We start from the raw sequence: 12,772 nt of genomic DNA on the forward strand, positions 1-12,772 counted from the left end.
TTTTAGAAATTTAATCCCGAAGCTACTCCCCTTCAAAATCTAGCAACACCCCTTCACCGATCCACTTAGCCAATGCTTGGCGGTTATCTGGATCAACAATTCTAACTTGATCTTTCGCATTTCTAATATTACCAATTTCTATAAAGGTCATTGCCGGGTGTGTCTTTTTCACTAAAAAAAGAGAAGTTCTATCTTCAAACGTACCGGAATAGGTTCTGTTAGGTTGATATTTTTTATACTTGGCCTGAAAGGTCTTGTGAATACTTTCTGCTAATTTTTTACCATTTTTACTATGCTCATGGTGGTAAAAGAAAACATCTATATTCTGTCCTACACTTCTACTGTCCACATGCGTTACTATTAACCTTTGATATTTTCCTTTGTTCGATTTATATAGATCATTTACTATTTCTACCCGCTGCTTTAACCTTGCGACTTGATTTAAGGGAATTCTCTTATCTAAATAAGCCTCTTCATCATGATCGATCTCCAGTATAAAATCATCCCTAATACCATCATCTGGATCTTGAATAATAATATAGACTTTTGCTCCATGCGCCATTAATTCTTTAGCCAAGCGCAGGGTTATGTCATAAGCATATTCGTCTTCTGCAATATTTTTACCCGCATACACGCCCATTGCCCCAGGATCAGGACCACCGTGACCGCTCACCAAATAATAAACATTACCTTCTAACCGGTCGCTTTTTTTAATTACGTTCTTATGCTTTTCCCCAAAGATATCGTAGGAGACACTTTCCAGTTCCTTAATCTCTGTAGATTGTTGCTGTAACGAATCTACAATTGCCACAGTATCTAGTTTCACATGAGGCATAACATAAGTTTTACCCGCAATCAAGTGCACGCTATCCCTTAAGCTATCATTGTTCAATTTCACAAATTCATCGAACACATCATAAGGGTCTACCCCTTGCTTTCTTAATAGTGATAATATTCCGTCACCAGGTTCGGCAACAACGGTCTTCAAAGAATCTTGCCCTACGCAAAAAACACTGAAAAATAAACATAAGCTAAAGGTAAAATTGCTGTATCTCATTCTATCTGCAAATACAAGGTCTATGCCATAAAAAGGTTATGACGCTCAAATTCAACACAAAGATTGCTAAAAATATTGACCAATACCAAAGACTATACCGTTGTCTCCGTCTTTTGTGATTCCGAAGCCGTAGTCAATTCTAAAAATGGCATTGAAGATACGCTTGTGCATAAATCGGAGTCCGACACCAGGGTATATTCTAAGATTTTCACTTTCCCATAAATCATCAAAACCACCCGCTGGGTTTCGCCACGTACCCCCATCGACAAAGAAGTTTCCTTGTAATACAAATTTGTTTTTCTCTACCATGGTATGCCTGTATTCCGTATTCAGAACTATCATACCGGTACCCCTATCTATCGTATTACCCACTCCCCTAATATTTAAATTGTTGTCAACGGTAAAAGGAGCAAAAGGACTATCAACATTACTTGCCAAACCTAAACGCAACCTATTTGCCCAGTTGCCTCGATCGCCAATTCTTTTAAAAAACGTAAAATCGTTGAAGCCTATTAAAAATTCTGGCAAATTATCATTTGTACTGCCCACATACTGCAAGTTCAGCTGACTTCTAAATCCGTCAAGATAATGATAGTAATAATCCAAACCATTGTAGTCGTATATGAATTTGAATAAATGCTTATCAACGTTTAAGTTTAATGGAACGCCTTCACTTGTAGCGCCTTCAACATAGGTATAATCTTCGGTAAAAAAACTGAATCCAAATTCCATTCTATTAAATAAATTGAACTCGTAAAGAGCCAGCAGTTCAAAACCGGTATTGCTATATTTATAGTTTGCGGTATCATCTTCAAAAAACACGGGCTCTAGTGTGGTAAAATCATTATAATTTAGTGCTAGCCCCAATTTATCGGTAAACAAATAAGGAGCCCTTATCCCAACCCCAAACGAACTATAATTATCATATTGGTAAAATGCACCTAAGGTTATATTTCGTCCGAAGGAATTAAATTCTTGTAACCCTACCCGAAAGGCAAAATTATCGTTGGATGAACTAAAGAGATTTGCAAAAGGAATTAAAGTAAAATTCTCTTCTATAACATATTGAACTACACACTGCTCATTGGGCATAGCTTTAACATTATAATAAGCATGGGATATTGACGGAAGTTTTTTTAAACGAAGTATATCTTTGTTCATCACCACAGAATCTAACAACATACCTTGGCGTACGGTTACCAGTTTTTCAACAAACGATATTTTGGTACGTTTTGTACCTGTAATCTGCAATTCTGCCACCTCAATATTTTGCCCTTGTACAGAAAGACCAACAAACAACATTACTATAAATAGTATCTTATTGCTCTTATTTGAGGCAATTAAATCACAGTTCATATGAATCTTAAATATTGACTTTCAAGATAGAACAAATTAGGTGCGGAATCAATTTAAGTTAAAAACAACATATTTTAAACCAAAAAAGAGTCTAATTGTTCACACAACAGACTCTTTTAAAAAACACTCAAAAAAAGTTAAAAAATACCTCTCAAGCCTAAGTTAAATGTTTGCCCCAAACCGGTATTGTTACCACGTACAAAATTGGTATAAAGCAGTTCGAGGTTCAAGGCACTGGTCAACTGATATTTTGCCCCACCACCTACTGCGGTAAAGTCTTGTGTAAAATTGTTACCTAAATCCAATCGTTGTGAATGTTGAGCCAATGCCAATATGGTAAACTTGCTTGATGGAAAGTAGCTCAAGAACAAACCAGGTGTTAGGTTTAGACTATTATTGGCAAAACTTTCCTCTTTATCCCCAAAACTCAACTCTGAGTTTACTTCACTAAAAAGTTGCCATTTATCACCTGGAAAAGTATAGTCGTAAAAGAATCTATTTTGCCAGATGTATCCTTTCTGATCTAAGAAAACTCCATTTTCTGTCTCGTTATCTACCAATGGAATAAAAAATGAACTTTGAATGGAAAAATTACTGACCGATGCTATTGGCACAAATTTCACCGATGGCGCAATTGATGTGAGTCCGGATCTGGCAGTGTTGTTTTCTCCATCAAACTTAAAAACATCGGTAGCACTTCTATCACCGATAACGTTTGACCTAAATTCTAAAATGGCACCTACGTTCCATCTTTTATTAGCTCCTACACCCGTGTACCCTTCTAATGTTGAAGTAAAAAATGTTTGCCGAGGCTCTGTACCATCGGTAAAAGTACTTTTGGTCTGGGTATATAAATTATTGAACCATTTTACATCGTACTGACCTTTGCCTACTAATTTTGAAGGTGTATACTGTTGAATATTACTTTTTTGTTGTAAACTATCTTGCGAATACCCCTTAAAAAAGGCACATAAAGCTACTGCAAGAAATACATTTCTAGTTAAAATTTTCATTTTTGGCTATTTAAATTCTTAGTTGATTATTTGGTTTCATTTAAAGACCAGTCATAAGGATAATAAGACACCTTTGCTTTCTCCGGTAATTGCTCTTTTCTATAGGTATTGATAAAATCTACAGTACTTCCCTTTTGTTCAAAATCTCCTTTATACCACTCGAACAACTGCGAAATTTGCACCTTATCCTTATTCACTTTTATAAAATTGGGGTTGTTCAAAGCCAAAACCGTTTGTTTTTGCAATTGATCGTTCAAAGTAGCTGGTTGATATGCCATGTTTATAATTGGTGGGCAACCCAAACCTGCACATACCAAAACAAAATGAAATCTAGCCTCGGCAGGAAACTCCGCTCTAAGTAAATCGTTCTCAATACCATTTAAAGTTATAGACTTACCACCTATTTTATGCTTTGCTTTGTCAAAAAAACCAGGTACATCTAGCGGTGATTTTAAGGGGTAGTTCTTTACAATGCCGTCAATGACCAATAAATTATAAGCATTGATCCAGAAAGCTTGGTACTGTGCAGCATCAGATTTAGAAACAGATACCCCTTTCGCCATCGCTAAAATATCATCTAAACTTTTTGTGTCATCTTTAATAGCGGCATACTTTACCTTGCCGTTAACAACATTAGCTTTAAAAAAATTATCGCTCTGTTTAAAAAAAGTGTCTAAATCTTGTGCCGATATACTGTTCAAAGCAAAAAATATAAATAAAAAAGGTATTATCGTTTTTTTCATGGCAATCTTAATTTAAAGTTCTTTTGAGTTTGTTTAGGTCGATCATTTTTCAAAAACCATACAAACAAGAATATTATTTTCATCGATTTTTTCAATACTTACACCTTAATTAACCATTGATTATCTGAATGTTACAAAAGCGTTTTAATTGAATTAAAACGCAAACTACGTTTAAAAGTATCACAGAGTTATAACAAGTTTATAATCTTTCTAAATAAAAAGGGAGCTGTTAAGTTCTTACCTTTAATACCGACACAACCTCCAACAAAAGCATTTTATGGAACATATTGTAATTATTGGTAATGGTATTTCTGGCGTTACTTTAGCAAGACATATTCGCAAGTTATCAGAAAAGCGAATTACCATTATTTCTGCTGAAAGTGAGTATTTTTTTTCACGTACAGCTTTAATGTATGTCTACATGGGGCATATGAAATTTGAACACATACAGCCCTATGAAAATTGGTTCTGGAAAAAAAACAGAATAGAACTTGTAAACGGCTTTGTTGAAAAAGTAGAATCCGATACCAAAAAATTACTTCTAAAAGATGGTGCCTCATTATCATATGACAAACTGATCGTTGCTACAGGCTCTAAACCCAACAAGTTTGGTTGGCCAGGGCAAGATTTAAAAGGAGTACAAGGGCTATATTCTAAACAAGATTTAGAAATGCTGGAAAAAAACGCACCTAATAATAAGGTCTGTAATAGGGCGGTTATTGTTGGTGGAGGACTCATTGGTATAGAAATGGCCGAAATGCTGCGATCACGTGAAATACCTGTCACTTTTTTGGTTAGGGAAAAAAGTTTTTGGAACGGTGTTTTACCTGCAGGTGAATCTGCCATGATCAACGAACATATTTTAGAACATCATATAGATTTAAGGTTAGATACCAATCTTGAAAAAATAATTGCAGACGATAATGGCTATGCCAAAGCGGTAGTGACCGACAAAGGTGAAACCATAGAATGTAATGTAGTTGGCTTAACTGCCGGCGTAACACCCAACATAGATTTCCTCAAGGATTCTGACATAGAATTGGGCAGGGGCGTTAAGGTAAACAGGTTTTTAGAAACCAATATTAAAGATGTGTACGCTATAGGCGATTGCGCAGAACAACATGAAGGCATAGGCAGTAGAAGACCTATAGAAGCCGTTTGGTATACTGGTAGAATGATGGGTGAAGCATTAGCACAGACCCTTTGTGGAAACCCTATGAAATACAACCCGGGTCACTGGTTTAATTCTGCCAAGTTTTTAGATGTGGAATACCAAACCTATGGGTGGGTGTTCAGTGAACGAAGCAAAAAAGATACCGAGCAACACTTTCATTGGAGACACCCTGTAGAAAAAATCTGTATAACCGTAGCGTTCAACAAAGATAGCCATCAATTTTTGGGCATAAATACTTTCGGTATTCGCATGAGACACGAAATCTTTGACCAATGGCTTACCGAAAACAGAGATGTTGACCATGTAATGACATATTTAAAAGATGCCAATTTCGATCCAGAGTTCTACAGACTTCACGAAGATGAAATTGTCGCCAAGTATAATGCGGACTTCAACAAGAATATTAATCCGAAGAAGAAAAGCTGGAAACGAATTTTCAGCATCGCCTAACTCAATAATTAAAATAAAAAACACCTACTATGGGTAATTTTGAAAGGAGTATGTCACTTGCGGGTGAACCACCTAAAGCTTTAAATACGGTCCAAAAACTGGCCGTATTAACAGGAATGACCGGTATGGGCATTCTTATACTACAGTTGTTCAACTTAAACTTGGGCAATAGTGCTTTGTGGCTCTCCGTGGCCATACTAGCCATTTTTGCCGGTATTATCTGGTTCTCGCAAGCTGCATATGCCCATAAACACAAAGGAATAAAAAACGACGGGGTTTGGTTCAAATCTATGTCTAGTAGAGGAGTTCTCGCCTGGATGGCAGGAGTTGCCTTAACCGGGTTCTATATAGTACTCTATTTTTATCCAGAATACCTTGGTCTGGTCAAAGACGGGGACAATACAGGACTTATAGCCCTATTCGACCCACTTAGTAAAGCTTTAAGTGGCAACCCTGCCAGCCAATGGTTTGTATATGGTACCTTATATACCGTTGCCATATTGGCCTTTGGCGCTAAATTTATTTGGAAATACCGTCATAATAAATATGAACAATTAAGAACGGTTAGTGTTATGTTCTTTCAAACGGCATTTGCATTCTTTATTCCAGAAATTATGGCGAGGTTAAATGGAGACCTCCCCTATTATGACCTTAAGAATATGTGGCCTCTAAATTATTACAATTTTGAGCGCTACCGTGTAAACGGGTTTATTGATTCTGGTAGCGTGGGTATGACCATGTTGTTATTTGGTATCATTTCCATTTTCGTTATTTCTCCTTTTTTAACTTATAAGTACGGAAAACGTTGGTACTGCTCTTGGGTATGTGGTTGTGGAGGTCTTGCTGAAACCGCAGGGGATTCTTTTCGACAGTTGAGCGATAAATCTAAATTCGCCTGGAAGGTTGAACGTTGGGTAGTACATAGTGTAGTGGTATTTGTAACCTTAATGACAACAGCGGTAATTTATTCTTATTTAGGTAATGATACCAGCAAATACTGGCTTACAAAAACAACTTTTCTTTCTAGCGTAGCCGTTATATTAACCGCTGTATTCGCATGGGTAATGATCTACAAGAGAGAAGAATTGGAAAAAGATGCCAAGTATGGCGCAATTGGTTATTTCACCATAATAGCCGTACTTATTGGAATGCACTTTTTTAGTGATTCTGGTAATATTTTCATTTTTAAGGCTGAAACATTACGATCTACCTATAGCTTTTTGATTGGTAGTATATTTTCTGGAGTTATCGGTACGGGGTTTTATCCTATTTTAGGAAACCGTGTATGGTGTAGATTTGGATGCCCAATGGCAGCAGTTTTAGGATTTCAGCAAAGGCTATTCTCTAAATTTAGAATTACCACTAACGGAGGTCAATGTATTTCTTGCGGTAATTGTTCTACGTACTGTGAAATGGGTATAGATGTACGTGCCTATGCTCAAAAAGGAGCAAATATTGTAAGGTCTAGCTGTGTTGGTTGCGGTATTTGTTCCGCTGTTTGCCCAAGGGGTGTATTAAAATTAGAGAACGGACCAGAAAAAGGGCGTATCAATTCTAAAGATGTCTTATTAGGTAATGATGTTGATTTAATGGATCTTGTAAATAACAAATAGTGCTTATCAGAAAGGCATTTTAAAACATGCCTATTACTCGTAGTGCAAGGAAAAAACTCATGAAAGATTGGTTTTAGCTAATCTTTCATGACCTTTACAACCTATTAACAACAACTTAGACAGTACATGACTCGCTTTTTTTACTTACTTTTTTTACTATCACTATCTACACAATCTCAGACAGAACTTAATTACCCTGAGGTTGTTTATGGCAAAGAAAATATCAGTGCCAGTTGGGTTAGTCACCCAGATATAAAAGGTGGTGAAGACACAGCGGTTTTGTTTCGTAATACATTTAATGTTGCTGATGCAAAGGCAGATTTTATCATCAATATTTCTGCAGACAACCACTACTTTCTTTATGTAAACGGTAAGTTTATTACCCACGGACCACAATTGAGCGATATTCAGCATTATAAATATGAAACCTTAAACTTAAAAGATTACCTGAATCCGGGTGAGAACGTTATCGCCGTTAAGGTCATCAATTTTGGAAAAAGAAGGTTTTTGGGCATGCAGTCTATATTCACTAGTGTAATGGTAAACGGTGTTACAGATAATGCCAAAATTATTAATACTACCGGTTTTAATGATACATGGCTAAGCACCATTGACCAATCTTACAAAGCTAACGAAGTCGTTTGGAGAGGTGATGGAGAAAAGGCTATCGTTGGCGGATTCTATGCCAACAATCCTACAGATATGGTTGACATGAACAACTACCCAACACATTGGAAAAACATAAATTTTGATGATACCGATTGGAAAAAAGTAGAGTTCTTTGAAAATGCTAGTAGTATGGGCGGCTCTATTGCTTATTTACTAGAACCTCGTAATTTACCTTTGCTTTCTTGGGACGAGGAAAGAATTGCAAGTATTGTCCGTTCTTCAAAACCACTTGAAACAGAGTTTCCGGTATTGGGTACTTTAAGGCTAGCACCTAATACCACCACAACTTTTCTCCTAGATCAACAATACGTTACTAACGGTTTTCCAGAACTGATATTCAACAAAGGAAAATCTGCAGTTATCGCCATTAAATATGCCGAGAATCTTTTTGGTGCCAACAATGAAAAAGGGGACCGTAACGACCTGGAGAACAAAAAACTTTTAGGTTATTATGACGAAATAATTTCCAACGGAGAAGATGCCCAAAAATTTATACCAAATTGGATGCGCACCTTCCGTTTTATTGAGTTTGAAATTGAAACTAAAGATCAGGAGCTTGTTCTTGAAAAGTTTGTAAACCATAGATCAAGAACCACTATACCATCTATTGCCAAGTTTACTACAGACAATGACATGTACAATAATATTTTTGATATCTGTAAGCGTACCATTGATATCTGTACCCAAGATTATTTTTTAAGTGATGCCTATTATGAAACCATGCAGTATGTGGGCGATACTAAAATACAAGGTTTAATCTGGCAAGCTTTAAGCGGCAATGCAGAACATACCAAAAATGCAATTCGCCAATTTGATCACAGCAGAGATTCTGACGGTAATATTTTAGGTGCCTACCCGCTTCGCTCTACCTTTATTTACCCTACTTACTCCTTGGTTTGGGTAGATATGATTGCAGATTACTATAACACCTTTAACGACAAAGCATTTATTGAGACCTATAAAGATGGTATAGTAAATACCCTTGCCGGATTCGAAAAAAACATGAACGACCTTAACTTGGTCAACAAAACGCCATATCGCTATTTTGTAGATTGGTATACCGGACCTAATAATGGTAGTGGTACCGCTACCAAAAATGACGGACTCAATTCGGCAGTGGTCAGTTTACATTATGTACATGCGCTACAAAATGCCTCTCGCCTATTCACTGAGATCGGAGACGAACAAACATCAATGAAATACAAGAACAGAGCTCAAGAAATCATTAGATCTGTTTATGAGCTTTGTTACGATCAAGAAAGAAATCTTTTTGCGGAGCGCCCTGACAAAACTATTTATGATCAGCATACCAATATCATGGCAATATTGACAGATGCTATTCCTCTAACTGAACAAAGAGCACTTTTAGACAAAATTCTAAACGAAGAAGATTTGTTACAAGCCACATACTACTACCGCTTTTATCTTTTTGAAGCGATTAAAAAAGTAGATGCCCCAGAATTGTTCGATGTTGCCCAAAAACCTTGGGAGCAAATGATCGACAACCATATGACCACAACATTAGAACGATTTGAAAGTGTTGAGAAACCAACAAGATCAGAAGTGCATCCGTGGAGTGCGTCGCCCGCATATTTTTATTTTAATTATTTGGCAGGCATCCGATCGGTACAAAATGATTTTGAAGAAATGGAAATTGCCCCTGCATTTGGGAAACTAAATGAAATAACAGGTATGCTGCCTACATCAAAAGGAACTATTGCATTTGAACTAAAAAGAAACAAGCATAAATTATCCGCCGAAATAACAATTCCCGATACCATGAAAGGCAACTTAAATTGGCAAGGAACTGTAATTCCTCTTAAAAAAGGAAAAAATACCTATACCATAAAAAGTAAAAAGTAAAAGTGTAATCTTCGGTATGGTAAGCACCTATTTTTTAATCTAATATTTTAAAAAAATGAAGCTATTTAAACTTTTTTTACCCGCTCTTATTTGTTTAGGATTGTTAGCTTTTACCAATCCTGAAGACAAACGTTATGAACGTACCTATTATGAAGACGGTACCTTAGAAAGTGAAGGATGGATGCGTTATAATACAAGAACTGATTATTGGACATTTTATCACCCGAACGGAAAGAAATCTCAACAAGGTTTCTATTCTTATGGAAAGAAAGAAAAGTATTGGTTTTTCTTTGATGAAAACAGAATTAGAACAAAAGAAGGGCGATTTAAGGAAAATAGTGAAATAGGCTGGTGGCTTTTTTACGACAAGCAAGGTCGCATTAACCACAAATGTCAATTGACCAACGGTATAAAAGATGGATATTGCTTGAAGTACAAGAATGCCAAACTCATATCTGCCGAAAAATATAGTAAAGGAGAAAAAATTAAGGAATGGACCTCATTTAGTGCATTCACACATGAAAATAGCTTATCAGATTTAAAATAATGACAGACATTAAGGTAATTATACCAGCTTTTAACGAAGCACATTCCATTGCACATGTCATCAACGAAATACCCAAAACGGTATCTGAGATAATCGTTGTTAACAATGACTCTACAGACAACACTGAAGCAAACGCAAAAGCTGCCGGAGCAACAGTGCTAACAGAAACCAGAAAAGGATATGGGTATGCATGTTTAAAAGGATTGGATTATGTGTCCAAAAAATCCAAACAACCGGATATTATCGTATTTATTGACGGAGATTATTCCGATTATCCAGAAGAATTGGACAAGGTAGTTGCCCCAATTTTGGAAAATGATATAGATTTTGTTGTCGGAGCCAGAGAAAAAAATTTACGAGAAGAAGGTTCTATGACCCCGCAACAGGTTTTTGGCAACTGGTTGGCCACATTTTTAATGCGCTTGTTTTTTGGCGCAAAATTTACGGATCTGGGTCCTTTTAGAGCAATAAAATACGAAAAACTCAAAGAATTGAACATGGAGGACAAAACTTATGGGTGGACGGTTGAAATGCAACTAAAAGTTCTGAAGAAAAAAATGACATATACCGAAGTACCAGTGCGTTACAAAAGAAGAATTGGGATATCAAAAGTGTCAGGAACCGTAAAAGGTAGTATATTTGCTGGCATAAAAATATTGGGGTGGATCTTCAAATACAGTATTAAATAATATGGCACTAGCTCTTGCATATTTTATTCTTGTCATCTACAGTATTTCGTTACTGTTGATTTTCTTTTACAGCTTGGCGCAACTAAACCTGTTAATCAACTATCTATCTCAAAAAAGACAGAACCAAACAGCCCCTAAATTTAATTTATTAGACCCAAAGGAAATTCCTTTCGTAACCATACAACTTCCCGTATTTAACGAAGAGTATGTAATGGACAGGCTTTTAGAGAACATTGCCAAAATAGAATACCCTAAAAGTAAACTTGAAATTCAGGTCTTAGACGATTCTACAGATGATACCGTTATAGCAACCGCTGCCAGTATTGCAAAATTACAGGAGACCGGTCTCGACATACAACATATTACCAGAACAGACAGATCAGGTTTTAAGGCAGGAGCCTTAAAGGAAGGACTTAAAATTGCCAAAGGAGAATTCATCGCCATTTTCGATGCCGATTTTTTACCTGCAGCAGATTGGTTGAAGAAAACCGTTATCTATTTTAAGGACGAAGAAATTGGTGTAGTACAGACCCGTTGGGGGCATTTAAACCGCGACTATTCTACATTGACTAAAATACAGGCATTTGCATTAGATGCACACTTTACCCTAGAGCAAGTAGGGCGCAATAGCAAAGGCCACTTTATAAACTTTAACGGTACGGCAGGTATATGGCGTAAAGAATGTATTCTTGATGCCGGTAACTGGGAAGGAGATACACTTACCGAAGATTTAGATCTAAGCTACCGCGCACAGTTAAAGAACTGGAAATTCAAATATTTGGAAGATGTAGAAACACCTGCAGAACTTCCGGTAGTAATCAGTGCAGCACGTTCTCAACAATTTCGTTGGAACAAAGGTGGAGCAGAGAACTTTAGAAAAACGGTTTGGAGCGTTATTACAGCAAAGAACATTCCTTTTAAGACCAAATTTCATGGCGTAATGCACTTATTGAACAGCTCTATGTTCTTATGTGTCTTTTTAGTTGCCCTGTTGAGCATACCATCACTCTACATTAAAAATACATACGGGCATTTAGACTGGGTATTCTCATTATTAAGCCTATTTACCATAAGTACCATCATATTATTTGTTTGTTACTGGTTTACCTACAAGAGTATACAAGGTAGCGGCTTTGACAATTTTGTAGATTATATTCGTATTTTCTTTACCTTTTTCTCTGTTGCACTTGGGTTCTCTTTACATAATACCATTGCAGTTCTAGAGGGGCACATGGGAAAAAGAAGTGAATTTGTACGTACCCCTAAGTTTAATATAAGCTCATTGAAACAAAGTTGGAAAGGCAATAAATACTTAGCTAAAAAATTATCACCTAACATGATATTAGAATTTGCTTTAATGGTCTATTTCATGTTTGGCATGTATAGCGCTATACCTTTAAATGATTTTGGACTGTTCCCATTTCATTTTATGTTATTTCTAGGGTTTGGCTTTGTATTCTTTAAATCTTTGACTTCTAGAGCTTAAAACTAAGCTAAACGATATTTTAAAAAAGGGATAGTCATGGACTATCCCTTTTTTTATTTCTATCCCTCTATTTTGCTTAACTTACATTTAAAATATGGAATATGATTAATAG

At 36.3% G+C, this 12,772-nt stretch carries 10 protein-coding genes; 6 read left to right on the forward strand and 4 right to left on the reverse strand.

The features are described 5' to 3' along the window. Positions 1-22: 22 nt before the first annotated feature. The 4 genes from EXIGUO8A_RS04740 to EXIGUO8A_RS04755 all read right to left on the reverse strand — a co-directional run bounded on the left by EXIGUO8A_RS04740 (position 23) and on the right by EXIGUO8A_RS04755 (position 4,169). Entirely contained in the window at positions 23-1,057 is a 1,035-nt protein-coding gene (locus tag EXIGUO8A_RS04740; RefSeq protein ID WP_159302121.1) for an N-acetylmuramoyl-L-alanine amidase family protein, read from the reverse strand. A gap of 66 nt (positions 1,058-1,123) precedes the next feature. Beyond that, positions 1,124-2,413, reverse strand: a complete 1,290-nt coding sequence (locus tag EXIGUO8A_RS04745) for a BamA/TamA family outer membrane protein (RefSeq protein ID WP_236564433.1) — start codon at positions 2,411-2,413, stop codon at positions 1,124-1,126. 137 nt (positions 2,414-2,550) lie between these two features. After that, positions 2,551-3,426, reverse strand: a complete 876-nt coding sequence (locus EXIGUO8A_RS04750) for a hypothetical protein (protein WP_159302122.1) — start codon at positions 3,424-3,426, stop codon at positions 2,551-2,553. Between the two features lie 26 nt (positions 3,427-3,452). Beyond that, the gene (locus EXIGUO8A_RS04755; protein ID WP_159302123.1) at positions 3,453-4,169 is read right to left on the reverse strand and encodes a DUF547 domain-containing protein; all 717 of its coding nucleotides are present in this window, start codon (positions 4,167-4,169) and stop codon (positions 3,453-3,455) included. A 277-nt stretch (positions 4,170-4,446) separates the two neighbouring features. On the opposite strand from EXIGUO8A_RS04755, the gene EXIGUO8A_RS04760 reads away from it, so the two are divergent. From EXIGUO8A_RS04760 to EXIGUO8A_RS04785, 6 genes are all read left to right on the forward strand, one after another. Further along, positions 4,447-5,793 carry an NAD(P)/FAD-dependent oxidoreductase gene (locus EXIGUO8A_RS04760; RefSeq protein WP_159302124.1) on the forward strand — a complete coding sequence of 449 codons (1,347 nt, stop codon included), beginning with the start codon at positions 4,447-4,449 and terminating at the stop codon, positions 5,791-5,793. A 29-nt stretch (positions 5,794-5,822) separates the two neighbouring features. Beyond that, positions 5,823-7,406 carry a 4Fe-4S binding protein gene (locus tag EXIGUO8A_RS04765; protein WP_159302125.1) on the forward strand — a complete coding sequence of 528 codons (1,584 nt, stop codon included), beginning with the start codon at positions 5,823-5,825 and terminating at the stop codon, positions 7,404-7,406. 126 nt (positions 7,407-7,532) lie between these two features. Continuing rightward, entirely contained in the window at positions 7,533-9,938 is a 2,406-nt protein-coding gene (locus EXIGUO8A_RS04770) for an alpha-L-rhamnosidase-related protein (protein WP_159302126.1), read from the forward strand. 55 nt (positions 9,939-9,993) lie between these two features. Next, positions 9,994-10,485: a toxin-antitoxin system YwqK family antitoxin gene (locus EXIGUO8A_RS04775; protein ID WP_159302127.1), complete on the forward strand. Its 492-nt coding sequence runs from the start codon at positions 9,994-9,996 to the stop codon at positions 10,483-10,485. Next, positions 10,485-11,174 (forward strand): glycosyltransferase family 2 protein, encoded by a 690-nt coding sequence (locus tag EXIGUO8A_RS04780; RefSeq protein WP_159302128.1) that lies wholly within the window; start codon positions 10,485-10,487, stop codon positions 11,172-11,174. The genes EXIGUO8A_RS04775 and EXIGUO8A_RS04780 overlap by 1 nt, the downstream gene beginning before the upstream one ends. Position 11,175: 1 nt before the next feature. Next, entirely contained in the window at positions 11,176-12,660 is a 1,485-nt protein-coding gene (locus EXIGUO8A_RS04785; RefSeq protein ID WP_159302129.1) for a cellulose synthase family protein, read from the forward strand. Positions 12,661-12,772: the final 112 nt, after the last annotated feature.

Origin of the sequence: Maribacter litoralis (assembly GCF_902506355.1) — a bacterium.
Lineage (GTDB): Bacteria > Bacteroidota > Bacteroidia > Flavobacteriales > Flavobacteriaceae > Maribacter > Maribacter litoralis.

Coding starts and splice junctions, on each gene's coding strand:
- EXIGUO8A_RS04745 (WP_236564433.1), bottom strand. CDS start 2,413: ATGAACTGTGATTTAATTGCCTCAAATAAGAGCAATAAGATACTATTT.
- EXIGUO8A_RS04740 (WP_159302121.1), bottom strand. CDS start 1,057: ATGAGATACAGCAATTTTACCTTTAGCTTATGTTTATTTTTCAGTGTT.
- EXIGUO8A_RS04750 (WP_159302122.1), bottom strand. CDS start 3,426: ATGAAAATTTTAACTAGAAATGTATTTCTTGCAGTAGCTTTATGTGCC.
- EXIGUO8A_RS04765 (WP_159302125.1), top strand. CDS start 5,823: ATGGGTAATTTTGAAAGGAGTATGTCACTTGCGGGTGAACCACCTAAA.
- EXIGUO8A_RS04785 (WP_159302129.1), top strand. CDS start 11,176: ATGGCACTAGCTCTTGCATATTTTATTCTTGTCATCTACAGTATTTCG.
- EXIGUO8A_RS04755 (WP_159302123.1), bottom strand. CDS start 4,169: ATGAAAAAAACGATAATACCTTTTTTATTTATATTTTTTGCTTTGAAC.
- EXIGUO8A_RS04760 (WP_159302124.1), top strand. CDS start 4,447: ATGGAACATATTGTAATTATTGGTAATGGTATTTCTGGCGTTACTTTA.
- EXIGUO8A_RS04780 (WP_159302128.1), top strand. CDS start 10,485: ATGACAGACATTAAGGTAATTATACCAGCTTTTAACGAAGCACATTCC.
- EXIGUO8A_RS04770 (WP_159302126.1), top strand. CDS start 7,533: ATGACTCGCTTTTTTTACTTACTTTTTTTACTATCACTATCTACACAA.
- EXIGUO8A_RS04775 (WP_159302127.1), top strand. CDS start 9,994: ATGAAGCTATTTAAACTTTTTTTACCCGCTCTTATTTGTTTAGGATTG.